At 45.3% G+C, this 26,306-nt stretch carries 20 protein-coding genes; 5 read left to right on the top strand and 15 right to left on the bottom strand.

Features of this window, described 5'->3' with window-relative positions:
- Together QUA90_RS22555 and QUA90_RS22550 are read left to right on the top strand one after the other, a co-directional pair.
- The gene (locus tag QUA90_RS22555; RefSeq protein ID WP_333447825.1) at positions 1-816 is read left to right on the top strand and encodes a radical SAM protein; all 816 of its coding nucleotides are present in this window, start codon (positions 1-3) and stop codon (positions 814-816) included.
- Positions 813-1,448 (top strand): 4Fe-4S single cluster domain-containing protein, encoded by a 636-nt coding sequence (locus QUA90_RS22550; RefSeq protein ID WP_333447823.1) that lies wholly within the window; start codon positions 813-815, stop codon positions 1,446-1,448. The genes QUA90_RS22555 and QUA90_RS22550 overlap by 4 nt, the downstream gene beginning before the upstream one ends.
- Before the next feature lie 11 nt (positions 1,449-1,459).
- Here the strand turns inward: QUA90_RS22550 and QUA90_RS22545 are convergent, their stop codons facing one another.
- From QUA90_RS22545 to nfi, 13 genes are all read right to left on the bottom strand, one after another.
- Positions 1,460-2,332, bottom strand: coding sequence for an MBL fold metallo-hydrolase (locus QUA90_RS22545; protein ID WP_333447821.1), 873 nt, complete (start codon positions 2,330-2,332; stop codon positions 1,460-1,462).
- A gap of 243 nt (positions 2,333-2,575) precedes the next feature.
- The gene (locus QUA90_RS22540) at positions 2,576-3,814 is read right to left on the bottom strand and encodes an HhoA/HhoB/HtrA family serine endopeptidase (RefSeq protein ID WP_445300134.1); all 1,239 of its coding nucleotides are present in this window, start codon (positions 3,812-3,814) and stop codon (positions 2,576-2,578) included.
- Positions 3,815-3,916: 102 nt separating this feature from the next.
- Positions 3,917-4,090, bottom strand: a complete 174-nt coding sequence (locus QUA90_RS22535; RefSeq protein WP_333447817.1) for a hypothetical protein — start codon at positions 4,088-4,090, stop codon at positions 3,917-3,919.
- Between the two features lie 299 nt (positions 4,091-4,389).
- Complete coding sequence (locus QUA90_RS22530) at positions 4,390-5,472, bottom strand: AI-2E family transporter (RefSeq protein ID WP_333329717.1); 1,083 nt, start codon at positions 5,470-5,472, stop codon at positions 4,390-4,392.
- 258 nt (positions 5,473-5,730) lie between these two features.
- A complete protein-coding gene (locus QUA90_RS22525; protein ID WP_333447815.1) occupies positions 5,731-6,801 on the bottom strand; it encodes a D-alanine--D-alanine ligase family protein in 1,071 nt (356 codons plus the stop codon).
- A gap of 539 nt (positions 6,802-7,340) precedes the next feature.
- A complete protein-coding gene (gene miaB, locus QUA90_RS22520) occupies positions 7,341-8,684 on the bottom strand; it encodes a tRNA (N6-isopentenyl adenosine(37)-C2)-methylthiotransferase MiaB (protein ID WP_333447813.1) in 1,344 nt (447 codons plus the stop codon).
- 257 nt (positions 8,685-8,941) lie between these two features.
- Complete coding sequence (locus tag QUA90_RS22515) at positions 8,942-10,075, bottom strand: DNA cytosine methyltransferase (RefSeq protein ID WP_333447811.1); 1,134 nt, start codon at positions 10,073-10,075, stop codon at positions 8,942-8,944.
- 71 nt (positions 10,076-10,146) lie between these two features.
- Positions 10,147-11,838, bottom strand: a complete 1,692-nt coding sequence (locus QUA90_RS22510; protein ID WP_333447809.1) for an ankyrin repeat domain-containing protein — start codon at positions 11,836-11,838, stop codon at positions 10,147-10,149.
- 321 nt (positions 11,839-12,159) lie between these two features.
- Entirely contained in the window at positions 12,160-12,588 is a 429-nt protein-coding gene (locus QUA90_RS22505; protein WP_333135209.1) for a hypothetical protein, read from the bottom strand.
- 66 nt (positions 12,589-12,654) lie between these two features.
- Positions 12,655-14,658, bottom strand: a complete 2,004-nt coding sequence (locus QUA90_RS22500; RefSeq protein WP_333447807.1) for an FHA domain-containing protein — start codon at positions 14,656-14,658, stop codon at positions 12,655-12,657.
- 237 nt (positions 14,659-14,895) lie between these two features.
- Entirely contained in the window at positions 14,896-15,423 is a 528-nt protein-coding gene (locus QUA90_RS22495; protein WP_333387463.1) for an FHA domain-containing protein, read from the bottom strand.
- 478 nt (positions 15,424-15,901) lie between these two features.
- Positions 15,902-16,132 carry a KGG domain-containing protein gene (locus tag QUA90_RS22490; RefSeq protein ID WP_333083789.1) on the bottom strand — a complete coding sequence of 77 codons (231 nt, stop codon included), beginning with the start codon at positions 16,130-16,132 and terminating at the stop codon, positions 15,902-15,904.
- A gap of 458 nt (positions 16,133-16,590) precedes the next feature.
- Entirely contained in the window at positions 16,591-17,238 is a 648-nt protein-coding gene (gene nfi / locus QUA90_RS22485; protein WP_333387460.1) for a deoxyribonuclease V, read from the bottom strand.
- A gap of 727 nt (positions 17,239-17,965) precedes the next feature.
- On the opposite strand from nfi, the gene QUA90_RS22480 reads away from it, so the two are divergent.
- From QUA90_RS22480 to QUA90_RS22470, 3 genes are all read left to right on the top strand, one after another.
- Positions 17,966-18,799, top strand: a complete 834-nt coding sequence (locus tag QUA90_RS22480; RefSeq protein ID WP_333387457.1) for a prohibitin family protein — start codon at positions 17,966-17,968, stop codon at positions 18,797-18,799.
- A gap of 273 nt (positions 18,800-19,072) precedes the next feature.
- On the top strand, positions 19,073-22,084 hold the full coding sequence (locus QUA90_RS22475) for an EAL domain-containing protein (protein WP_333447805.1): 3,012 nt from the start codon (positions 19,073-19,075) through the stop codon (positions 22,082-22,084).
- A gap of 133 nt (positions 22,085-22,217) precedes the next feature.
- A complete protein-coding gene (locus tag QUA90_RS22470; RefSeq protein WP_333447803.1) occupies positions 22,218-22,934 on the top strand; it encodes a Uma2 family endonuclease in 717 nt (238 codons plus the stop codon).
- Positions 22,935-22,993: 59 nt separating this feature from the next.
- Here QUA90_RS22470 and QUA90_RS22465 read toward each other — a convergent pair whose 3' ends face one another.
- Positions 22,994-24,475, bottom strand: coding sequence for a DUF1802 family protein (locus QUA90_RS22465; RefSeq protein ID WP_333447801.1), 1,482 nt, complete (start codon positions 24,473-24,475; stop codon positions 22,994-22,996).
- Between the two features lies 1 nt (position 24,476).
- A complete protein-coding gene (locus QUA90_RS22460) occupies positions 24,477-26,297 on the bottom strand; it encodes a hypothetical protein (protein WP_333447799.1) in 1,821 nt (606 codons plus the stop codon).
- Positions 26,298-26,306 lie beyond the last annotated feature (9 nt).

Here is a 26,306-nt window from a genome sequence, read left to right as displayed (position 1 = left end):
ATGTCTACTGTCACTAAACCCTTCACTTCTGTTTACGGCCCCGTGCAATCCTGGCGCTTTGGGCGATCGCTAGGAATTGATCCGATCGGGCCTGATTCTACTTGCTCATTTAACTGTGTGTATTGCCAGTTAGGTGAGATTGAGTACCAGAGTTGCAACCGCCAGATTTTTGTCCCGACTCAGAAAATTCAACAGGATCTGCAATCCTTCCCTGTCAGCGATGTGAACACCATCACCCTCAGCGGTAGCGGTGAGCCAACTCTGGCGCTGAATTTAGGCGAAATTCTGGTTATGGCGAAGGAGATGACCGGGAAGCCCGTTGGGGTATTGACCAACGGCAGTTTGCTGGGCGATCGCGCGGTGTGTGAGGAACTGGCGATCGCCGATTGGGTAGCTGTCAAAGTTGATGCCATTGCTGCTGAATCATTCTGTCGCATCAATCGCCCCATGCCAACCATCCACCTCCAGGACATTTGGGCCGGTCTCCTCGAATTTCGCCAACTCTATTCAGGACACCTGGCAATTCAGACGATGCTACTAACCGAGTGGAACGAACAGGATCGGGCAGAGTACATCCGCCGGATGCAAGCATTACTGCCGGACGAAATCCAACTCAACACGCCGACGCGACTTTGCCCCCTGACGCATCAGCTAGAAGCACGAGGGAATGATCCGCCCAATGCCTGTTTATATCCGACAAGGCAACTCAAGCAAGTCAAGGCTGAAGTGCTACAGGTTTTTGCCGATCGCATTGAACGTGTGATAGGAATTCCAGTGCGTTACCCATCATTAAAACCAGAGGCAGAGAAGCGATGAAACCTCAGAAAACCAACCCATATTTTCAGCTTTTAGACATTCCCCCTGGCTATCTCAACATCATGGGATATGTAGACGAGTCGGAAGTGAATGGGCCCGGTTGTCGAGCCGTGATCTGGGTGCAAGGATGCCTGCGGGAGTGTCCAGGCTGCTTTAATCCGGCTTCTTGGTTTTTTGAGATTAATCAATTAATTGCGGTTGATGTTCTTGCCCAGCAGATTCTCAGCAATCCTCGCAATCAGGGTGTCACTTTTTCGGGCGGAGAACCTTTTTGGCAAGCTCCCGCCTTGGCAGATTTGGCACGCCAAGTGAAAGCAGCAGGATTAAATGTCATGTCGTTTACTGGCTTCACGTTAGAACAATTGCGATCGGAACAGAGGCCGGCTGGTGTTGAGGACTTGCTGGAACAACTCGATATTTTAATCGATGGTGCCTATGTGCAGTCTTTGGCAGTCCACTCACCCGATTCTCTCGTTTCTTCCAGCAACCAGCGCGTACATCTTTTCAATCCTGCTTTTGAGGATCAACTCACTTGGGCGAGCGATCAGATGGAGATTCATATTCTCAAAGATGGCAGTCGGATTTTCACAGGCTACCGGGGTCAAATGAATCTGGCTGAGTCGGAGTTATGAAGCCGATCGCATTAAGCATCAAGCATCCAAGCAACACACTTTTGCATTTGCTCGCTCATGGTTTGTCGATCGGCATTATACCTGCGGCCGTGTCCCGGCAACACCCATTCAAACGAGTAATTAGCCAAATTCTGCATTGATTTGATTTGTTCCGGCCAAGAATACCAACAGACATCGTGAAACCCAACTAGCTGCTGCAAACTTTCCGACCAAGCAAGATGATCGCCGGTGAACAAAAACTTGTTATTGTAAAGCAAAACTGTGTGACCTTTCGTGTGACCTGGCACCGATATAATCAACAAATCGTCTGCTAGTTGATACGGTTCGCTGGGCGACAATTGAATTTCTACACGGCAAGTATCAGCGTTAATTTCGTCATAATGAATGATGCGATCGCACCCAAAATGGTCGCGGTATTGTTGATGATCTGCCACATCATCGCGGTGAGTCAAGTACATATAGCGAATGCCGCCCATTGCTTCTATGTTTTTGACTAGCGGCGGCACAAAACGAGGAGAATCAACTAAAATGTTTCCTTCGGGGCGGACAATTAAATAGCTGGCTGCGGCGTAGGATTTCTCTGAGTGGTAGCCGCAGTGATAGACATTTTCTGCTACGAGTGCGGGCAACAGTTGCTGGGCTTCTTTGATCCTTTTGGGTTTTTCTACAGTGCCGATCGAACTTGTGGGGCAAGACAAAAGAGCCGCGAGCGATCGTATTTCTTCAGTTTCATTAGTTGGCTGGTGGTAAACCGCAGACTGTTCTCCCGCTTGACCAAATACTTCAGGTGCCATCCACCGACAAGTATCACAGTCAATGCAGGTACTGTCTACATAAAAGTTACCATTAATATTTTCATTACGCCTCCGATTAATGTTAGCCATTTTTCTACCTCTTAATAAACAATATAAATTATGGTAACTTAGTATAATTACTACGACATCCCGACGGGGGATTAAACCCCGTCTCACAGCACAATCCGGTTACAACTCACTTCTTGCACCATTCTCAAGAACGGGCAAGATGCCCGTTCCACAAGAGATTAATTTTCTTGTGGAACAGGCAAGATGCCTGTTCCTAAAAGGATTATTGACAATGGTGCAATATCTCAGTTTCAATCAACAATTCTACTGCTGCTGATCCGCTGGAAAAGCACCCGCTTTCACCGCCACAGTAACAGGTTGTCCGCCGCGGCTCAATTCAAGCTGTAGATCGCTGCCCACTGTACTTTTCTCCACAATTTGTTGTACGCTGCCAGCATCAGTTACTTCTGTACCGTTGATTTTCTTGATCACATCGGCAAGACGAACTCCAGCTTGTGCCGCCGGAGAATTTCTAGCAACTCCCAAAACTAACACGCCTTTATCTTCAGTCAGCCTCAATTTCGTGTTGGGATTTTGATTAAATTCTCTCTTGATTTCGGGAGTAATGCTCAACATCCGAACGCCGAGATAAGGATGTTCGGCTTTTCCTGTTGTTACTAATTGGTCGGCAATTTGTTGTGCTCGATCGATCGGAATAGCAAAACCCAATCCTTGAGCGCCTTGAATAATCGCCGTATTCATGCCGATAACTTGACCGCGCTGATTCAGCAGCGGGCCACCAGAATTGCCGGGATTGATCGCAGCGTCGGTTTGAATAAAGCTGACGCGCTTGTCAGGAACACCGACATCGGCGCTAGAACGGCCTGTAGCGCTAATAATGCCCACAGTGACAGTATTGTCCAAACCGAGGGGGTTGCCGATCGCGATCGCCCATTCTCCCGGCTCTAATTCTTCAGATTTGCCCAAACTCACCACAGGCAAATTGTTAGCTTCAATTTTAACAACAGCCACATCAGTAACTGTATCGACGCCTAAAACTTTGCCGACAAATTCGCGGCCATCCTTCAGTTTTACCGTCACCGTATCCGCGCGGTCAACGACGTGAGCGTTAGTCAAAATGCGACCGTCGGAACCAAAAATAAAACCCGAACCAGAACCCCGTTCTACTCGATTTCCCGGTGCAATCGGAGATTCGGAACCGAAGAAGCGGCGGAATTGCTCAGGTATCTCATCTGGAACTTGGTTCGTCACGGTGCGAGAAGAATTAATCCGCACTACCGCCGGGCCGACTTCCTGCACAACTTTAGTAACAAAATTAGAGTCTTGAGAGGGCAGTATATTTGCAGGCAATGCTGAGATTGGCGCTGTACTTGAAGGTTCAGCTTGAATGGCGTTAGAACTTCCAGGAACTTGAGAAGTTAGGGCGTTGCAGCCAACAGTTGCGGTGGAGCCGAGTAAAATAAGGGATAAAAAAGCCAGTTTTTTCGGTAAAGCAAAACGGCGAGAAGTCACAGTGGTAGCAGGCATATTTTTGGTTGACATAGTATTGATTTGATGGCAGTTAGAGCGAGAGTTATAATTATGGTTTTGCATTTTTAGCACCTACTGTAATTAAGTTAGAAGTAAAGGAGCTTTAATTTTAATTCAAGCATTTGTAATGTCTGTTTGACTGGTGGGGTTTACCCTACCAGGTGGGGTAGAAACCGGACAGTCGTAAGCAAAGTGTTGATTCCAGCTTTTGAGTGCGATCGAGCTGAGTCGGCACTGGTGAATTGCTGTGTGAGTGCGATAATATAAACTACGGTAGCCAGCTCGCATATTCCGCATTTCCCGTGAAAATTTCACAGGATTGATATCCGAAGTCAACAACAACCCTGGACTCCAAAAACCCAGGTTTCTACGCCAAATATTCGTTGTGAGCGATCGACGTTAAGGTAGAAACCGGGTTTTTAATACCGCCTGCGTCCATGCCATTAGCTAAAGCAGGCGGAAAGCCTAAACCTAAAGCAGGAAGTAAAAAAAACTGTAAACCCTCAAGCTAAAATATCAACTAAACCAACTTAAAATAGCCGACCAAAACTCTGTTAAAATTTGAGATAAAAACGGAGTTTGCAATATTATTGCTCCATAGGTTCAATGGAACTAACCGAATCGATTTCCCTCGACTTGTTCCTCGAAATTTCCAAAACATCAACAGTATTCTTAATAAAACCAGCCATCGGCACAGCCACTAACAAACCTGCTACTCCTGCCACCTTAACCCCCACCAGCAGCGCCACTAAAATCCACACAGGATTGAGGCCGATAAAACCGCCTAATAACCGAGGAGCAACCCCGCTTTCAATTATTTGCTCAATTACTGTAGCGACAGCTAAAACTGTGATGCCGAGCCAAAAATTGTTTAAGGTGATCAGCAAACTGACAATGCAAATACTGAAAGGTGCCCCGAAGGGAATCATAGTCATTGCACCCACTCCCAAACCGAACAGAAGTCCGAAGGGAACTCGCAAAATTAAAAAAGCAACAGTAATAGACAATCCCATCAATCCCGCCAAAGTTGCTTGGCCGACGAAGTAGTTGTGGAAGCTTCGCGCTAGCAACTCTCGCAATTGAAGGCTCTGCTTGGAGGGAAACCATTTAAACAATCCTTCCCATACGCGATCGCCGTGCAAGAGCAAGTAAAATGTCACGACTATTGTGAGGAGGAAATTCAACAGGCTGTCTGCAGCACCCAAGCCAAATTTGAGAATTTCGCCAGTGAGAGACTGCAATTGAGATGAAAGTCGATCGCTCAATTGGGTAGTCAAACCGCTGACATCAATGCGGAGATTGCGATTTTCTGCCCAATTGTGGAATGCTTCAATCTGTTCTGTGCCAGAAACTATCCAAGTCGGCAGTCTGGTGGCGAGTTCAGTGATTTGGTTTAGCAGAATCGGGGCCAGAGTTACACCTAAAACTACCAATACCAGTAAAGTCAAAAACAATACCGACAAAACTGCTCGATCGCGCTTCAAGCCGTATCTGTGCAGAAAGCGCACTGGATAATCTAGCAAAAAAGACAGCACTGTAGCCACTACCAAAACTGTAATCAGGGCGCGAAAATATTCAAAGACTAGGAGGGCTAACCAGCAGTTGAGTACCGCTAGGGGAAATACCAGTCCGTAAGTCCACCACTGCGGCAGTTGAGTGAAACGTCTCATCTAAGTTAACCGAGTTAAAATTTGAGATGCAAGATGTGAGATTGACGCTGCTATTCGCCGTTCTCCGTTAACCATTTTATAGTGCATTTATTTATACCCGACTGCTGAAAATTCCCAGTTGCTCTGCCAGGGGAAATTGGGTTGCTGGCAGGCACTGCCTGCCACAACCATGTTATATCGTTTCCGCTGGTATGGATATATCACCTGCGAAAAAAATATTTTTTGCTGTTGACCGGGCAGCGGTTGGCAGCTCGTGATTCAACCTTTTTCCCCGTGCCGTTCGAGAGCTAATTGAATTAAACGGTCTACTAATTCGGGGAAAGAAATGCCGTCCGCGGCCCACATTTGCGGATACATACTGGTAGCTGTAAAGCCGGGAAAAGTGTTGATTTCGTTAATCAAAACTTCTCCGGTTGATTCAATGTAGAAAAAGTCTACTCGCGCTAAACCTGCCGCGTCTATAGCCAAAAATGCTTGTACTGCCATTTCTTGGATTTGCGAGATGATCGCACCGCTGACTTTTGCTGGGATTGAGCAGTCGGCTTGTCCCTGGGTATATTTAGTTTCATAGTCGTAGAAATCGCTTTGAAAAGTAATTTCTCCCACGGTTGAAGCTTGGGGATTATCGTTACCTAAAACTGCACATTCTAATTCTCTAGCAACCACACCCGCTTCGACAATTATCCGCCTGTCGTAGCTGGCGGCGCTGTCGAGAGCAGCTTCTAATTCAGCGCGCGATCGAGCTTTAGAAATTCCCACAGATGAACCCAAATTGGCTGGTTTGACAAAGCAAGGATAACCCAAAGTTGTTTCAATTTTATCGCACAGTTTGGGGAAAACGCAAGGATTAGACCAGATTTCGGAACGGTTGACAGCGATGTATTTTACCTGCGGCAAACCAGCCTGAGCAAAAGCCATTTTCATCGCAATTTTATCCATGCCTAGCGCCGAACCTAAAACCCCGGAACCGACAAAAGGAACTTGCATTAATTTCAGCAATCCTTGCACCGTACCGTCTTCACCGTTGGGCCCGTGCAAAACAGGGAACCAAACATCTACAGCATTAAAATTAGGAAACTGTCCAGCGGGAGAGTCGTTTTGTGCTGTTTGTTCTTCTATTTCCAGAGGTTTTCCGGTGGCTAAGACTTCTTGAGGTAATGTTCCCGACAGCCAGCGGCCGTTTTTTTGGATGTAAAAGGGCCGAACTTCGTATTTAGAGGCATTTTCCTCCGCAGCCAGGGCGCCGGCGATCGCCCGCGCCGAACTAATTGAGACTTCGTGTTCGCCCGATCGCCCCCCGAACAATAGCCCGATCCGCATCGTTGTCATTTTTCACTACTCCTAGGACTTTTCGACAAATATACACGCAGTTAGCGCCGCTAACGCAGAAACCAACCGCCTTAAAACTACTTATCTCCTCTGTTCCACTCTTCCTCAGTGTCCTCTGCGATCTCTGCGGTTAAAATCCCCCCTCCCGCCTGTCAAAAGCCTGAATACACCCCCGGTCATTTTCAGTTAAACCGTTGCCACAATTCACAGCAAACAGCCACCTTTAATCTAAAATTGCATCATTTCCATCCGCATTCGATTCAGGTTTCTTGCCCTGAATTGAAACAGTTTATTTCCTCGATCGTCTTTCCGCGCACTTAGATATTCCCGGAGTCAGAAGAAACGCTCAATACTCCAGTCATGCTTATTTTTATAAAGAGTTATTGGCAGCAAAATGCGAATGAGTTTCTGCATAATTTGCTGCTGATATTAAATTACATCTTCCCAGGAATCTAGTTGCGATTTGACACCATAAAATTTATGTTTTGAGTTTAGCAACATTATTTTTGGTAATTCAACTCAAAACCCAAAACTCAAAACTATTCCACCATTTCTCCCGTCAAACTAAAAGCCCGAATATCTGTAATTTTAACCCGCACAATTTTACCCGCCAATTCTGCAATATCGCCCTTAAAAAATGTGAGACGATTGCCGCGAGTGCGCCCCATCACCTGAGTTGAATCTTTAAGATTCTGGACTTCCACCAAAACCTCTTCAGTGCGTCCGAAATAGCGCTGCGATCGTTCCATCGCCGTTGTTGTGACTACATGATTGATTCGTTGCAGGCGATCGGCTTTCACCTCCTCACTCAACTGATCTTCCCACAAAGCCGCCGGCGTCCCAGGGCGAGGCGAATAAGCCGCAGTATTCACCAAATCGAAACCAACGTCTTCGATTAACTTCAAAGTCTTCTCAAACTGCGCTTCCGTCTCCCCAGGAAAACCGACAATCGCATCCGCAGTAATCGAAGCATCCGGCATATAACGGCGAATTGTATCAATAATCCGGCGGTATTTTTCCTGAGTATAACCCCGCGACATCGCTTTCAAAATATCATTATCTCCCGACTGAAAAGGAATGTGAAAATGTTCGCAAACCTGCGGTAATTCAGCACAAGCCTTAATCAATCTTTCCGTAAAATAGCGCGGGTGGCTAGTAGCAAATCTGAGGCGATCGACACCAGGCACATCCTGCACAAAATAAAGCAAATCCGTCAAAGTATGCTGGTTGCTGCCGTCCGGTTTTGTCCCCGGCAAATCGCGCCCGTAAGCATCAATATTTTGCCCCAACAAAGTTACTTCCTTGTAACCTTGACGGCCCAAATCCTCCATTTCCGCGCGAATAGCCTCCGGCATCCGCGACTGTTCAACCCCGCGAACATTCGGGACAACACAATAAGTGCAGCGTTCATTGCAGCCGTAAATTACATTCACCCAAGCAGTAACCTTGCTGTCGCGGCGCGGCTTAGTAATATCCTCCATAATCTCAACAGCTTCAGTCGCCACGACTTGATTGCCCTCAAAAACTTGTTCCAGCAAATCTTCAAGTCGGTTAGCGTGTTGCGGCCCCATTACTAAGTCTAATTCCGGCACTCTCCGCAGCAGCGCTTCACCTTCCTGCTGCGCGACGCATCCAGCTACAATTAAAGTTAAACCCGGTTCTTGGCGTTTGCGATGAGCTTGCCTTCCTAGGTTAGAATAAACTCTTTGTTCGGCATTATCGCGAATTGTGCAAGTATTGTAGAGAATCAAGCTAGCTTCGTTCGGGTCTTCCGAGAACTCAAAGCCCATATTTTCGAGAATGCCGGCCATCCGTTCCGAGTCGGCTTTATTCATCTGGCATCCGAAAGTAGTGATGTGATAGCGGCGGGGTTTAACGGTCATGGCGAATTGCAGGCAAATAAAAAATATAGGTTTTCAACCTTAAACAACTATTATATAACAAGTCCCAACCATTTGTGAATTTTTATTTTTATTAGTTCATTTAAACAACCCCGTTCACCAATCTCTAGCGTGTGTGAGGCGCGACGATTAACTGTTACGGGGGGCTAGAAACCCGGTTTCTACGAGTTTTGGGATTAGTCACGACAAATCTAGCAAGAAACCGGGTTTCTGAGATAGTTTTGCGCTTATTTATCTATTTATTTTGTCTGTAAAAACTGTAAAATTGTTTTGGCAATACCTTGTGCAGCCAAATAAGGAACCCCATTGCCAACAGTTTTAAACATATTAGTTAATGTCATCTTAGCCGGCAGTGCAAAATCTTTGGGCAGTGACTGAATAGCCAGTGTTTCTGCAACAGAAAGCCGGCGGAGTTTGTAAGGGTGCAAGTGAACTTCGTTATTGCCGTAACAAGCTGTTGGCGAATAACGCCATCGGTGCAATCGCTTGAAAGATTTTTTTGAATCATCTCCTTCATCAACGGAAGCAAACCGCTTAAGGCCTGCTTTGGGCTGGAAATAGTGTTTGGCATTGGGATGGTTGAGAACGTCATTTTTTTGGAACCAAAATTCTACCGTTAAATCTTGGGGAATGCCATCAGAACAAGGCACGAAACCATCCTCTGCAAAGGCTGTTCTATCAGGCCAAGGATGAGAAAAAATTTCTGAGTTTGGATATAATACTTGACTTTGCCAAGGAAATAAACTTTCGTCTAACATTTGGATTTTTTCTTCTAGGGAAATGCCCAGATTTTTGACAAGGTTTTTTCTAAGTCCAATCAAAATAATTCTCTCCCTATCTTGCGGGACACCGTATTCTATCGCATTAATTAAACGTTCGGCAAAAACGTATCCCGAATCCGCCAACTGGTTTTTTAGTGCGTCATAAAAAGCCTTATGTTTTTTGGTTCTCCACAAACCTTTGACATTTTCAAATAAAAAGAAATCCGGCTGCTGCTGGCAAATCAATTCAATGTAGGAAGCTGAAAGTTTGCCTTTATCTCCTTCCCCACCTCGGTTTTTGCCACCAATAGAAAAGTCAGGACAAGGCGGCCCCGCGATAAACCCCACAATATCGTGATGCTTGCGGGCATCTTGCATCAATTCCCGCAGGCGAAAAGCTGGTTCTCCCCCTACAAGTCGAGTTACATCTGCTTCTTCTCCTTCGCAATATCCGTATTCGGGTAGCGGCAAATTCAGGCACTGCCGAGAATAGCGGTATGCTTGCATGAAAGGTGGGAAAATTTCATTGACATACGCTACATTAAAGCCGCTCGACTCAAAACCCAGATCGAGCAAGCCAGAACCAGAAAAAAATGAGAATATACAGGGCATTGGGCATTGGGCATTGGGCATTGGGCATTGGGCATTGGGAAAGAGAAAAGATTAACTTAATAGAACTCCTTTTATTCCTGCGTATTCACTTGACTCCAAATTAAAGTTGTTAAATCCAAAATATAATCGATTGAGTTGTCAACGTAATTTTCGGAAACTTTGCCACCAGTAATTAATATTTTTGATTGGTCTTTGTAATGCGCCTTGTGACGACAAATCCACTTAGGCTTATCTCCAGTAGTTTCCAGCTTTTCTATTTTGAAAGTGCCATGATGCAGTCGATAAACTGGCGTTTCATTATAGTTTCTGTCATTAGGATAGCCTAAATTACCAATAATGTAGATATACTCTCCAACTAAGGTTGCAGAATGAAAATCAGTAGGAGGGAAAACCTCTTTGGGATAGCCTAAAATCTTAAATTTTCCATGTCCGTCGTAAACAACCACATCGTTATAGATACCAAAGTTTGGATCGGAGTAATCTTCGTGTTCGCCAGCAATTTCAATGATTCTTCCATCTGGCAATTCTGTAATTGTTCTCCCAAATCTTTTATAGCACCATACAGGTGGATTGTAGGTATCCTGATTCCTAAACATGAATTCCGTAGCCCCAGCCTCACTACCACTCACAATCATTGCCTTCCAAAAGTCCACTTCCATTACTTCTGGATTAGTTTTCCCAAATCGACGCTCTCTGCCAGACAAATACTGTTCTAGCGTTACTTCTAGATCGTAATTACCCACTCCAGTGAGATATGGCCTCATATCATCGCTGATATCGCTTATATCTTCCCCCACATCAACAAGTATTCGGACAATTTGTAGATTAGTGGCCGAGTTAATAGCCTTATTAGAGCAATGATTGATTCGACTAGGATTTGCTCCATTCTCTAATAGAATACGCACGCAATCAGTCGCGCCACATTCTGCCGCTAAAATTAAAGGAGTGTTATTAAAATCATCAGTAGCTTCGATATCAAATCCCTGGTCAATCAACCATTCTAAAACTTCGGTTTGATCGTTTTCGATGGGATACATCAATGGAGTATTGCCACAGTGTCCACGATCGCTGCGATCTGCTCCTGCTAACAATAATAATTTGGCTGTTTCAAGCTTACCGACTTCCAAACTCAACAGCCAAGGAGTTTGACTCCAGCAGTCGCGCGCAGAAAGATCGGGATTTTGAGCGAGTAATACCTTTACATTTTCGACATCCTCACAGGCGATCGCTTGCATTAGTCCTGTCCATTGCAGGTCACTAGCATCCGCACCTGCCTCTAGCAATAATTTGACAGCATCAAAACGTCTCATTCTTGAGGCGACCCTCAGGGCGGACTCGCTGTAGATATTGACATTGTTAAGTTCTGCACCTCTTTCGATCAGCAAACTTAAAATTGATAATAATTCTCGATCTGTTGAGATAGCGCATCCATTTATGGCATCGATTAAAACATGATTGCCATTTGGTCTTTGATAGTTTATGTTGGCTCCAGCATCCAAAATCAGTCGAACTTTATCGAGACTCCCTGACTGCACGGCTAAGCTGAGTACATTATTTTTATGCTCTCCACAAATCACTTCAATATCAGCTCCATTGTCTAAAAGAAACTTAACCATATCGATCGCTGCATTTGAGCTAGAGATCGCGCACATCAAGGGTGTCATTGAGTAAAATTGATCTGTACTATCAATATCGACTCCACTAGCAATTTGCCGTGCTACACCTGCAATATCTCCTTGTTCGGCATAAATATGAATTTGCATTGCTTTGAGTTAAATTTACTAATCAAATATTCCTAACATTTGTACCGCATTTTGGAATAGTTTTAAGTTTCCCTTCCATTAGTTTCTCCAGCGAGTGGTGACTTCTCCATTATACACCCATCAGCTAATGCTGCTTTTGATTAGCATCGGTGCGGGTGTTGTGGTGTGGTTTCTGGTTTTTTCGAGCGCCAATTTCAAGAGAGTGTTTGCTAAATTCCAGAGAGGAAGATAATCAGGAAAGCCCAAGGGATAGTTTTGGCAAGGTGCTTGATGTGGATTATAAGATAGATTTGCCCGCTGGGTCCCTGAACGCAACTATTGTTACCACCATTGACCGCCTCGAAAACGCCAGTAGGGAAATAAAATCCGCATTAGTGTTTGCGATGCCAGATAAATCGCCAACCATACTAAACTGTAATGTAGGGCAAATGCTCCCAAATCAAACTCTGGCTTGGGTATTCCGGGCAAACCAACTATTTCTATCAAAAATAACACAAAAATTGCTTCCCAAATCCCGGCGAGCAATTGAAATGCGCCGGGCCAATCTCGATCCCAGCGGTACTGCTGGATGTAGATATATAAGGCATCCCAGCCGATGCCAAAAATCGCTACATACCCTAAAATCCAGAAAAAGATCGAGCCTGATTTACCAGCGATTAAACCTAGAAAAAATGGCAGTGTTACTAAAACGCCTACCGTTGCAAATAATAATATTCGAGTTTGCCATCGGCCAAATAAGGTGGGAGTCATTCGATTTTGGATTTTGGATTTTAGATTTTGGATTTTAGATTGAATGCGAAACGGTTTTGTTTCTAATCAATCTGGAGATTTATTTAAAATCCATTTCAACCACTGCACAAACGATCGCCAAACGCTCAATTTCCGCACACCAGCAACTCGGTTGGCGGCCAGACTTTCAACGGAACGCAAGGCGGCGTATTGCAAACCCAAAAAGCTGTCTACGGGCGCGTAATGCCCTCCCAAAGTAATCGCGCCGGCTGCGTATACCCGGCCTTCTGTATTGCTAGCAGAAGAATTCCGCAATTCGGGCACTTCAAAATCGTTGTTAACACTCAGCCGGCCCAAACCGTTGAGGGGAAGATTATATTGAGCTACCAAATCGTTTAACAGGGGACTGGTTTTTACCTTAGCGTCCAAACCCGTAGCATCAATAATAAAATCAGCTTCTAACTTAATTTGCCCTTTAAGTTCCTTCTCCTGAATGTACGTCACCGTGCGGTTTTGACTGTCGCGCTCGACTCGCTCGACTTCACCGAAGGTAATTTGATACCATCCTTGACTTAAACCTTCTTTGACAATCCGCCGCCAGTCGCTGCGCTGGGCTGTAGTAGTTCCGCCCCAGTCTGTGAGCAACTGCGGGCGAAATTCGGGGGCGGCTTTTTCCAAAATTACTCGCAGTTCCCCGCCCCAGCAAGCTTTTGGCCAGTTGAAAGGTTGAAATTCGTAGTGATTTTCCACTCTTCGCTGAGCGAGTTTAAATTTGTTTCCTTGAGGTTTGGGCGATCGCATCAAATGCAATACTTGAATATTGCGGTTCCGCTGTCGCGCTTCGTAAATTCGCTGCACCACCCGCGAAGCCACAATTCCCCGGCCTCTAATTAACACGCTGCCGCCACTGGCCTCCAATTTTTCGTAAACGCCGTCGTGCTTTTCGTAAGCGTTGACAACCGAGTCAAAATCCTGGGTTTTTTCGCGATAAGCTTGCAAGTCCGGCAGAAATTGAATGGCAGGATAGCCGGTAGCTAAGTGTACGTATTGGGCGATTAAAAAAGCGTGGTCGCGGTGATCCGCATTCGATCGAGAATAAGCGATCGCGTACCTGCCGTCATCTGTTTTGCGAATTCCCCGCACTCTACCGTAGCGAAACATCTGATTCCACCCAATTCGATCGACTTCCCTGTCAATAGAATCAAACACATTCCCCGCGCGAGGCGTATAAGTTTCGGCAAAAGTCGGTTCAGCAAACACCTGCCACATCAACTTCAACGACATCCCCAAACGCCCTTTGAGCAATTCCTGCCAAGCTTCCCGCAAAGCATAGGGAGGCCAGCCCCAAATGTTGTCTGGACAAGAGTCAGAATTCGATCGTAGGCGTTCCCGCAGCGGAATTTGAGAATTCAGGCACAAACGCAGATAGCGGGCGTAAGGCTGGTTTTCCATGCCCAAAACCGCAATTTGATCGATTTTCACGCCGCAAATTCTGAGCAAATCCACCCAAATAAAGCTGCCCAAACCGCCGCCAACGGCAGCCCAATCAACTTCTGTCACAGGGAGTCCCATAGATTGGAGCGATCGCATTGACACTTGAGAAGCGTGCAAAAATGCGATCGGCGGAAATTCTCCCCTACTACTTGTTTGAGAAACCTGCGACATTATTTGCGGCCCCAACGCGGGGTCTGGCCCATTGGTCTGCGGGTTAAAGAAAATGTGAGAATTGACCGACGGCGTTTCTAGGGAATTAACAGCAAAAGAAATGCCGATCGCGTAGGGCCCAACTTGCAGCATATCCCCGTTTGCCAGCACGCACCGGGTTTGGCGAATGCCGTTAACAAAAGTACCGTTGCGGCTACCCGTGTCAGTAAGTAAAATACTGTTACCTTCGCTGCCAATCACTGCATGAAAGCGAGAAACTTGACTGCTGCTGAGGGCAATTCGAGAAACTCGTTTCCCGTTGATAGTGGCGGGCATAGCTTCAAAAATTCGTCCCAAAGCGATGGGTAAGTCGAGTATGGGGGATCGACAATCCCCCGTAGGTGTATCTGTCCAAGTCAGTCGCAGGCGCAAGGGTTGAGAATTCATGATTATTTTTTAAACATCAGCCATCGGCTTTGAGCTTTCTGCAAAAAAAAGATTTTTGAAGTTGAGAGTGTTTAGCGGATAGCCCCATTTTCCCTTTTTCTCATATGTGGCACCATTGTCAATTAGCCTTTTATGAACAGGCTTTTCGGCCTGTTCCACAAGAAAATTCACTCTTTGTGGAACAGGTCGAAAAGCCTGTTAAGCGAGAATGGTGCAAGATGTGAGTTTTTCAAACTTTCACGGAGAGATCATCACACTCGCCGCCGCCGCCAAAGAAGTACCGCACCACGGACACCCCGCATTCAACTGTGCGTAAGGCGCAATTCGGCTGCATTTGGGACACTGCAAACCATATTTTGAAGGTCCCGTCGGCTGAAAGTTACCAGGTGCGGGAGGCCCCAGCAAAACTGTCTGGGGCGCGGCTACCTGCACCTCCGTGACATTTACCACCTCGATTTGCACTTGCCCTAAATGGATGTGGCTTCCCAATTTCAATTTTGCTTCGCCTTGGGCGAGAATTTTCCCATCTACCAGGGGCGGATTGCTTTCGCGCAAATTCCGCACTGCATACTCCTGCAATTCCTGATTAAACAATATTTCAACGTGCAGCCCCGATACGCTGGGATGCGAAAATACTAGATCGCACTTCGCCGGATCGCGCCCTAGCCTCACGGTTCCCGGATTTTTGCTCGGCTGTCCGTTTTGAATTGTTCGAGTTTGACGCACCCCAGCTTCTGTCCATGCTAAAGTTAGCTGGTTTGTCATGATTGTATAGTTTGCTCAAAAATATAATAAAAAAATATTAGCTGATTTATTTTGAGGACGGAGTTCCTCACCAAAAAACTTAATTAGAATTATTGACGCCGACTCGATCGCACTTCTAAAAATATTATGTGCACCTATACAAAAAAGCCCTGACTTCGGGGTTTTTAGTGCTCCTATTGGCTTTTTTTGAGAGACTTAATGGCGCTTGTCAGCTTTTGTTTCCCGCAAAATTATGGACCGCAGTGCAGCTTCGTTAAAAAATTGCTGTTCAAGATTTGCCAGCGATTGCTAAAAACTAATTCCTGGGGGGTTTTCACCTTGGCGAGGCTGTTGTGCGCTAGTGACGATTTTTGGAGGTTGGGCGATCGAACTACCTCGGTAACTTCGATCGCCCCCCTCCTCAAACGTTTACTGTCCTAGTGGTATCTCTCACGCTGCAACTATGCAATCTTTCATTACAGGGCCAGCCTTGAGAGACTTAAGCTTCGCTCTTGCGGCTTTTCCGACCGCCTTCGCGACCAATTTGAGCCATATGTTCACGATTTCTGCTGACAGCTTCGCCACCTTTTTGACCAGCTTGTCTGGCTTCTTCAGAGGTGAATTCGTGTGCAGTTCCTTTCTCGTGTGCAGCTTTTCCGCCTTTGCTAGCAATTGCGCGCTGTTTTTCTGCATCCATAGAAGCGAATCCGCGTTTGCTTTTCTCAGCCATGACTGTCTCCTTGTTTTTTTCTGATTTTTTAGCTCGATCGCGCCTTCGCCTCCCACTGTCGTGGTTACTCCCAGTCAGTGGTGAGATATCCGACGGTAAATTATGAAACCTCATCAGACGAATCTAAGCTTTTGGTTTAACTCGCAGAATGAATATTTCATAACTTACAAATGTGAACTAAAAATAGTTCACGCCCGGGCACTATAGTTAGAGCCGCCAATTTTTTAAGCTGGTTACTGTCTTTCAATCATTCTATAAACCCCCCAACTTTTATACCTCTTTCTCAGGTATAGTCATTCTTTAGTTCGCTGGAAGGATGGAACCGAAAGCTGATTGGCAGTAGACTCAGAGGATTTTTCGACTTAACCGCGCCCCCTCAAAAATTAAAAGTCCAAAGACGGATGCTTTTTTGGTCTTTTTACTTTTTTTTTGAGGCATTCCGCGCTTGCCACTGATCCCTATGTTAGTTGGTCTGCCGATCGAGTTGTTTCTGGTAAGCGATATTTTGGGGCGCAGCGCAGCACGTACTCGATCGCACTTATCAAGTTTACCTTATGACCTATCGAAACATACATCGGTTTTACCCCTGTTTGCGTCCTTAGCGCTGCGCCTACCGTTGATCCCTCTAGCTGCAAGGGTTGCCAACTGCCCCGGTCGAGTCCGACTTCTGAATGTTCTCCAATAAATCGATTTTTGGCAACTCCGATCGTGGGAATCCCGGTCAACACCCCCAAATGGCACGCAAGACCGAATCTGCGGGGATGGGCTAGTCCTTGACCGTCGCACAATATCAAGTCTGGCCTCAAACTGATATTTTCTAAAGCTTCGAGAACTGCAGGCACTTCTCGAAAAGACAGGAAACCCGGAATATAAGGAAAAGTTGTAGGACTGCGAACCACAGCTTGCTGCTGCAATTGCAAGTCTGGAAAGCTCAGAACTGTTACAGCGGCCCGCGATACGTCGTTTGCACTGTCGTAGCCGACATCTACACCGGCGACGTACCGAACTGTGTCCAGTTGATTTTCGGTAATTACCTCTGACCGAAGCTGTTCTTGAATGGCGATCGCCTCTTCAATTGTCTGCGGCCAAGGGTGTCGCTGCAACATTTTGATTTTTCTTCAACCGTTCTCATCTAAGCTTAACTTATTTTCGGGCATTTTTAAACTCAGATTTTTATCGTTTTTCGCTACAAATTCCCAACTTGCCCAAGGAGTCTTTTTTTCTACTCAGGAGGGTTGAGGAAGTCGGGCAGATGCCAATTCTACAAATAGAGTCTGTAGGTCGGAGAGTGAAATTCTATCTTTCGTGGCTTGCAGCAACCCGCAAAGGTTTTTGTGGCACGCACCTGCCATTTACCATTAAAATTTACCCAAAAATTAGCTGTTCAATTCTGATTTTTTCGCTTTCTAGAAAGCTTTCTCTTTCCGATCGCCATTTGATCGCTTGTCAAAGAGCGATCGAGCTATCTATCTACTTCTGCTTTATCTAAAAAAATCCACTTTGTCAAGATAATTGAAACATTTATTCATCAATAATCTCACCCAGCTATAGCAATCCTAAATCATTTGTGAATTTCTTACTCCCTCCCCGAACCCGCGGGGAGGGTTGGGGTAGGGTCAAAATTTACGACTCCTGCAAGGATTGCTATACAAGTCCCATTTTTCATACCCGCTCATCGAGCTAAGAGGTTCCCACACCCTCACAACTATATGACTTTTATGAAAAAAAATAAAATAATTTATGAGGTGTTGCACCATTAACATGAAGTTATAATTTTAGATAATATCGAATATAAAACTAACATCAAGTAACACAACATAGGTGAATCAACATATGAAAACCGTGCAAAGTGTTCAGTACAACCTAGCTCTCTACTTAGTCGGTGGCATCGTCTTCATCATCGCTGCCTTAATTTTAAGACCTTTTGCCCTCGTCGGCGCAGGAGAACGGGGCGTCATGATGCGCTTCGGGAAAGTTCAAGACGTGATTTTAGATGAAGGCATCCACCCGATTTTACCGATCGTCACCTCTGTAAAAACTATCAGTGTGCGCGTACAAAAAACTGATTTGAAAGCAGATGCAGCATCCAAAGATTTGCAAAGCATTACTACAGATTTGGCAGTCAACTGGAATGTTGACCCCGCCAAAGTTAATCAAGTTTTTCAACAAGTGGGAGACGAAGAACAAATTGTTACCAGCATTCTGAGTCCGGCAATTTCGGAAGTTCTCAAAGCAGCAACTTCTAAAAAAACCGCAGAAGAAATTATCACTAAGCGCACGGAACTCAAAACAGAAATCGACAACAGCCTCAAAAAACGTTTGGAACCTTACGGCGTCATCGTCAGAGATGTTTCGTTAATAAATTTTGGCTTTTCTCCAGAATTTAGCAAAGCCATTGAATCCAAACAAATAGCCGAACAAGAAGCTAAACAAGCAGAATTTACAGTTCAAAAAGCAACCCAAGATGCTCAAGCTGAAATTAACCGTGCTAAAGGTAAAGCTGAAGCTCAACGCTTGCAGCGGCAAACTTTAACAGCCGAAATTTTGCAGCAGCAAGCAATTGAAAAATGGAACGGCCAGTTTCCGACAGTAATGGGAGGAGGCGGAACTTTGCCATTAATTAATATTGCGCCGCCGACTTCTCAAGCTGCAACTCCTGCTAAATAAGCTGCTGCAGATCATGATTGCCAGGGCGTGGGGAGAAGGGGAGAGGGGGAGAGAGTCTGAGGGGGAGAAGAATGGAGGGTTTGTCACAGCAGAAGTGAAGATGTGCTTTTTTAAATGCCGAACAGCAAGGGTACAAAATACAACTAACCACTAAGTAAGGTGAAATCCCGCTTACTTAAATGTGGAGATACAATTTGCGTTGCGCGAGTCCTGAAAAACGTTAGAGTAAGAAACAACTCGGAAATTGTAAAGGTTTGCTTGAAAGTTCGGCTGATGGGAGATCGGGAGAACCAGTCAATTTCTAATTTAGGTGAAGTGGGGGATGTCGGCGATCGCCATACTGCATCAGAAGCCCTGTGGCTACGCGATCGAGCTTTGGCAGCTACTAGCAGTGGCATTGTCATTGCTGACGCTAATGCACCAGATTGTCCCATAATTTATTGCAATCCGGCCTTTGAACGGATGACGGGTTACTGCGCCAGTGAAATCTTGGGGCGCAATTGCCGATTTTTGCAAGGCCCGGATACCGATCGAACTACCGTAGCTAAGATCCGCGACGCCTTGCGCCAAGGTCGAGAAATCCAGACAACAATCAAAAATTACCGCAAAGACGGCAGTCCTTTTTGGAGCAAATTGTCGCTGTCTCCGGTGCGAGACGACAACGCTCATTTAACTCACTTTGTAGGAGTTCAGTCCGACTTGTCGGAACCCATATCTGAAGTGCAGCAAGCATTGCAGCAAGCTAACGACCAACTGCAAACGATTTTGGAAGCTGTTCCGGGAACAGTATCTTGGATTAGCTCGGATTTGCGCTATTTGGGGGTTAACCAGCACTTAGCGAAACTGCATGGTTTGCGGCCGTCGGCTTTTGTCGGTCAAGATATTGGTTTTCTGGGCGCGAGCTCGGATTTTAACTCTTTTGTGGTGGAGTTTTTTGCCGGTGACGCTACGGAAGCGGTTAAAGAACTCAACGTTAAGGTACAAACCGACGCGGGACAGTCGGAGGAATACTATTTGATTGTGGCTCAAAAGTACGATCAGGGCAAAGCAGCTTGTCTGGTAGGGATTGACATTACCGAGCGCAAGCGGGCAGAAGAAGCTCTGGTGCTGACTCGCAAGGCGGTGGAAAGTTCGAGTGACGCGATCGGCATCAGCGATGCGAACGGCACTCACATTTATCAAAATCAAGCGTTTTCTCAGCTATTTGAATGGGACACCGCAGAGGAATGTAAACTAGCCGGAGGTATATCGGCCGTTTTTGCTGACCCCGCAGTCGCCAGGGAGGTACTCGACACGATCGCCCAAGGTTATTCTTGGTTTGGTGAAATTACCAACCGCACTAAAAGCGGTGAAACTTTGCAAGTTTTGCTGCGGGCAGATGCTATTAAAGACCGCACAGGGAAAATTGTCGGTCTGATTTACATGAATACCGATATTACCGACCAGAAGCGCACGGAACAAGAGCTGCGGCAAAGCGAGAAGCGCTTTCGATCGTTGATTGAAAATGCTAGAGACATTATTGTGATTCTCGACGAGAAAGGCTTTTGCCGCTATGTCTCTCCTTCCCTAGAGCGGATTTTGGGCTACCCGACGGCGGAAGTCCTCGGCAGATCAATATTTGACTTGATTCACCCTGACGAATTGCTGATTGTCGATCAAGTGTTCAAATGTGTCATGCAAATGCCGAAAGTTAGCCAGGGAATGGCGGAATACCGAGTGAAACACAAGGACGGTTCCTGGTGCGTGTTGGAAGCGGTGGCGACGAATTTGCTCAACGAACCTTCGGTGCGGGGAATTGTCGTCAACTGTCACGATGTGACTGAGCGCAAGATGGCTGAAGAACAACTGTTGCACGATGCTTTGCACGATGCGCTGACAGAGTTGCCGAACCGTGCTTTGTTGACTGACAGGTTGGGGCAAGCTTTTGCCCGCGCCCAACGGCATCCGAGCTATCAGTTTGCGGTGCTGTTTCTCGATTTGGACAGGTTTAAGGTGATTAATGACAGTCAGGGACACCGCACGGGCGATCGACTGTTGGTGGCTGTGGCTCGCCGTCTCTTGACTTGTTTGCGCCCAGGGGATACGGTGGCTCGTCTGGGGGGAGATGAGTTTGTGATTTTGCTGGAAGAAATTCACGGTGTTGATGAGGCGATCGCCCAAGCAAAAGCAATTCTCAAAACGATCGAACGACCGCTTTATTTGGAAGGTAATAAAGTTTTAATTACTGCTAGCATTGGCATTGCTTTGAGTACCGACAAGTATCAGTGGCCGGGTGATATTTTGCGCGATGCTGATATTGCGATGTACCGGGCAAAAGCTCTCGGTAAAGCTCGCTACGAAGTTTTTACCAGTGCGATGCACACTCAGGCTGTGGCTTTGATGCACTTGGAACACGATTTGCGGGAGTCGGTTGAAGAACTAAATTTGAAATATTCGATAGTGGATTTCGCCTGTGGGACGACGGCAGAAAACTCGTCCATGAGTGAAATCGATCGCAGATTGGAGCGTCCGAAGTCGCAATTGCCTACTTTAAAATTGGAATGTCCTTTTACTGTTTATTATCAGCCGATCGTTTGTTTGAAAACTGGCTCTGTTATCGGATTTGAGTCTTTGGTGCGCTGGCTGCACCCAGAACGGGGTTTAGTTTCCCCTATGGAATTTATTGCGATGGCGGAGGAAACAGGGTTAATTATGCCTCTGGGTTTGTGGGTTTTGAACGAAAGCTGTCGCCAAATTATTCAGTGGCAGAGTTTGAATTTCCCACAGGTAAATTCACCGCTGACTGTAGCAGTAAATCTTTCCGGGAGGCAGTTTGCGGAACCGGAGTCGATCGAGCAAATTAAACAAGTTTTGCAGGAAACGGGTGTTGACACTCGCTGTTTGAAGTTGGAGATTACTGAGAGTGTGGTGATGGAAGATGGGGAAGCGGCGGCGGCGATGCTTTCGCAGTTGAGAGACTTGGGTATCGGGCTGTGTATTGATGATTTCGGCACTGGTTATTCGTCTCTGAGTTATTTGCACAAGTTCCCGATTAATATTTTGAAGGTCGATCGCTCTTTTGTCAGTCGCATCGGGGAAATGGGCGAAAATTTGGAAATTGTGCGGGCGATCGTGATGCTGGCCCGCAGTTTGGGGATGGAGGTAGTGGCAGAAGGGGTCGAAACCGCCGTCCAATTGGCTCAAATGCGGGCGATCGGCTGCGAGTACGGTCAGGGGTACTTTTTCTCTAAACCTCTCGACAGTGAGGCAGCTACAGCCTTGTTGAGGCGATCGCCCAAATGGTGAACTGAACCAAATATTTAACCGGATCAAATTGCTTGATTGTCAATAAGGGCGATCGATCTTTTCGTACTCAATGCCTTGGGTGTTAAAATCAAAATTTAGTATAATAGCAAACTATAGAGATAGGAAAAAATATATGTCTCAATCTGTTGTGCCAGCAGTCGAAGAAAAACAGCTCGATACTTCGCCGACATTAACTTTTGAAGAGTACAGAGTTTATCAAAGCAATGACGATGTACAATATGAATTGTACAAAGGCAAATTAATACCGATGGCAACGGCTAGCGCATTACATACAAGCATCTGCGAATTTTGGGTTTATAAATTGCAGCGTTACCTAGCTGAACACAATCTCGATTTAGTCGTCAAAACTTCTGTAGGAGTCAGAACCGAAGAGGCGACATCTCGGATTCCCGATGTAGTTGTTTGCACAGAAAGTTTGTGGGAACAAGCTCTTGCCAGACCCGGTTCTGGCATCTTAGACTTGAGCGAAACACCTTTATTTGTAGTAGAAGTAGTGAGCCAAGATCGGCGAGCAGATTATGTACTTAAACGAACAGAATACGAACAGGCTAACGTGCCGGAATATGTGATTGTTGATCCGACACAAAACAGACAGCGGGTGCGAGTTATGGCATTTCCCGAAGGTGATGACGTTTATACACAGGTAGATTACTTGCCGGGTGAGGAAATGGTATCTGTAGTATTTCCCAATCTGAGATTATCAGTCAATGAAATTTTAGATCCGCCATTGGTAGAAGGGTTAATTAAGGCAGAACAAGCTCAATTGCAGAAAGCTGAAAGGTTGGCGGCGAGGTTGCGGGAATTGGGCGTAGATCCTGATGCTGTGTAGGAAATTGGATGAAGTACGTGAAGCGAAGTTATCCCGCAGGGAATCGCCCTTGATGTATCTCAATCATCTAGCGGCAAATCGCACAGGAAATAAAAGCGATCGCGCCCTAAATCTTCGCCTTTAATTCGCCCTAAGAAACCCGTTAAAGGTGAGGAAAGTTCTATTAAAATTTGGTGCATTTCTTCATATTTTAAAGGTTGGGGCGACATAGAAAAGGCATAAGCACCGTGAAGCTGATTAAATTCAACACTTGTTGATTTTGTTCTTTCCAAAAAGTCTTTGACTAGCTGAACTATGTGCGATCGCACTTTAAGCTTTTCCCGCACATCGTCAATATAGCGATTAACCTTAGCATCGGCTTCCTCACCAAACGGCTGTTGTTCCAAACAAGGTTTTAACTGTAATAAATCGATCGAACCTGGTTGCTTAGCTTTCAATTCAACCAGCTTTTGCAATGTTTCCGGGCGGATTACGTTCATGTGGTTTGTGATAGCAGTTTGTTTAGCGTGTCTATTTAGCTGACCAGCCGCCATAATTATCTTAATACAGCAGTTGTATTGTTCCTGAAGATGCTTATGGCCTAATTTTATAAGTTGCGCTGGCGTTCCATCAGCTACGGTTTCACTTTTGGTAGCTTTGCATTCTCCCACAACCTGATAGGGAGTTTCACAGTAGAAATCTAATCCGCCAGCACCGCCTGTTGATTCTGGATTGAGGCTAGCTTCTGGTTTATTGTTAGAATTGGCAAATCCTAGCTTGATAAAACTTTTGCGGACTAACTTTTCAAATGTATTACCATCGCTAGAGTTTCCGATTTGTGCGATCGTTTTGATCCAATCTAAATCAGGATCGGGTTTGGCTGTTGGTGAATTTTCCGACCAACCTAGAAATATTTTGATATCATCGTTGAGCTGATTGGCAGCTAAGTTGCTACTACCAATTTGCTCAACTTGCAACTGCAAAGCTTCTAAATATTTATAAGGATAGACTTCTCCCGCCACCAGGAGAGCTTTACGCTTATAAAAACTAGCTTCAGAAATCACCGGAGTATCAATCTCGCTATTCATTGCCATCACATCGTCGCGCTGCGGCCAATAAAAGGCTCCTGACTCTGTTTGCACATTGACTACGCAAGGATTAGACAGGCGATAAACTCGTAAAATCAATAGCTTGAGAACTTGGTATTTTTCAAAAATATGTTCCAAAGCTTCCAATGTCCAAACCGTTGACTGTGCAATTTTCTCTAAAAGGTATTTTTGCTGTGAATTGATCCGCCAATGATATTCACAACGCGCCCATACTTTAAGCTGGATAGGATATGTTTGAATTTCAGAAAATGCACTTTCAGCCTTCGTCAAATATTGAGGCTGATAGTATTGATCGACGCTAAGATTATCAGGAAGGTGTTGACTCGGATAGAGCCAGAGTACCTCACCTTCTCTGATATTTTGCCTGAATGGTACAGCAATTAGCCTGCCTAATGTTAGCAGTTCAACATCACTAGCTGGTAATTGAATACCCTTAATGATTTCACAATTCATATTAAGCAGGAGCACTTAGAATTTCACAAAGCAATGGATTTTCAGCAGCCAGGTTTAATTCTTTCACAAATTCAATTACCTCCTGCTTAGTAAACCCGTAGTTCTCAGCTTCTTCATAAATTTGATGAAGTGCTGCTAAAGGCTTTATCTCATCCTTTTTGAGAACAACAACTTCACCTCCTTGTTCCTGTACAAGTTTCTCTTCAAGCTGTTTGCCTTTCTTCCAACTTAGAGGAACAGGTGTTGAGCGGACTAAGCAACCACGAGTAATGTTATGTTTGGTATATTTTAACAGTCGTTCCATTGCTGCGTTGAATGTCCTGCCAGTCAGAGTTTCTGAAACTCTGACTCCAATTCTTACTGTTTTTTGTTGAACTGCATCGTAGCCATCAATAATCAAATGTAGATCGTGACCTGCCTGATTAATATGTGTAACCGAAGTAATTATTACATTTTCTGTTCCACATTTAGGAATCATTGCCATTGTAGAGGCAATAATAGCAGCTAATTGGTCATCGTTTTGCTCTGGGACTGAAACTCGATTCAATAGTTCATTATAAGCATCCCGAAACTCTTGCTGTTTATTGTCGTTCTGGTCTATCGTTGAAGTACCTGGATCTACAATTTCCACTGAATCAAATTGTTCAGCACACCATTTCATCAAGTCTCGCACACCAGCAGCTTTACTTGCAATCCCTCTGATTTCATTAGCCTCAAAAGGATATAAATTAGGGTAATCATCAGAATTTAGATTATTTTGGCTATGAAACCAAGCTAGCCTCAATTTAACCAGCTCTAACATCTGATCAGAAGTAGGTGGGTTTGTAGCTACAGACCTTTGTCCTACACGATCGGGTATGCCACTTCCCATTTGTTCAATTTCCTTCCATGTGTCGCTAATAACGCAACAGAGGAGAAGTACATTGCTACATTGAAAGTAAATTCTATCTATGCAGCTAGCTACTATTTGAGCAGCGCTATCTCCGCAGTCATTACCGACACTAACTTGGTCTAGTTGATCGAAACAAATCAATACTGGTCGTGATGAAACTCCAGCAAGCTTACATATCTGCTCTATGAACCAAATAGACTTTGCATCTTGTTCTTGCTGCGAAAACTCTGGTAAACCCCTTTGCTTGGTTTCAGGATGATCTATACCTTGAATCCAAGCCATACCAACTTGAGCGATTGGAGCCGATTTAAATATGAGAAATAAAACGGCTTTCAAAAAATTAAAGTCAAGGTCATGTTGAGATTCTAAGATTGCTTCGATTACCTCATCAATAAATTCATATCTTTGAGGTTGGTTGAGATTTTGAATGAGGTATTTCCTTAATTCTTCAGGATGATTGCATTTTTCAAGATAGGGCTGGTATTTTTCTTCAAATTCTGTTCCCTTAAGAGTCGCAATCATAGACGCAGCAAGTTGCTGCCATTGCGTTACTCCTCTGACATCTTGGTGCTTAAAGCTGAGTGAAAGATGGAACCGCACATGGGAGTCAATTCGACTAGCGTTAGTAAATTGAGGAATGTAGGCAAATACAGAGCCACCGTCGCGCTCAATAGTTTTCCATATCCGGTGGATTGTATGACTTTTGCCTGTGCCTCTATCACCTCTGACTGCAATCCCGATTTTATCAGAATACTTTTGGCGGACTTCAGAAATTGCTCTATAGATTGTTTGGTCAACCTGCTGATTGAGGTCATCGAGATTAGTTACAACTTCACCCCAAACCTCATTCGCGCTTACGATGGGTTTCAATTTGAAAGGATTGGGCTGTTGCTTCCGTGCTTCTTCAAACAGTGTATACGGATCTGTCATGGTTTTCGG

The sequence above is a fragment of the Microcoleus sp. D3_18_C4 genome, from assembly GCF_036702355.1.
Classification (GTDB): Bacteria; Cyanobacteriota; Cyanobacteriia; order Cyanobacteriales; family Microcoleaceae; genus Microcoleus.
The sequence above is the reverse complement of the archived record's forward strand: the minus strand, read 5'-3'. Positions and strand labels throughout refer to the sequence as shown.